1 protein-coding gene is annotated in these 393 nt (G+C 55.5%); it reads right to left on the bottom strand.

Annotation, left to right across the window (positions count from 1 at the left end; genetic code table 11):
- Positions 1–393, bottom strand: a 393-nt coding sequence (locus LZP73_RS19365; RefSeq protein ID WP_234236543.1) for an L-lactate permease, incomplete at both ends; no start/stop codon positions are given.

Genomic DNA, 393 nt, shown 5'->3' with positions numbered 1-393 from the left:
CATCTTACCGGTGACACCACCGGTGGTGTTGGCAGCAACCAGCAACAGGTCAGAAACGCCAATTTGTTGTGCGGCGGTAGCCTGCAAAGCGGCAAACAAAGCATTAGATGACGTATCCGACCCGGTCAGGAATACCCCAAGCCAGCCGAGGAACGGCGAGAAGAAGGTGAATGCATGACCGGTGTGCGCCAGTGCCAGCGCCAGTGTTGATGACAGTCCGGAATAGTTCGAGATAAAGGCGAACGCCAGCACCATGCCGATGGAGTAGATAGGCAGAGCCAGTTCTTTCAGCGTGCTGCCGAAGGTGCTGATAGCGTCAGATGGTTTCATCTTCAGCCAGACAATCGAGAGCAAGGCAGCAAACAGAATGGCGGTACCGGTGGCAGAGAACCA

The sequence above is a fragment of the Shewanella sp. AS16 genome (assembly GCF_021412365.1).
Lineage (GTDB): Bacteria > Pseudomonadota > Gammaproteobacteria > Enterobacterales > Shewanellaceae > Shewanella > Shewanella salipaludis.
This window is presented reverse-complemented; position numbering and strand designations above follow the sequence as displayed.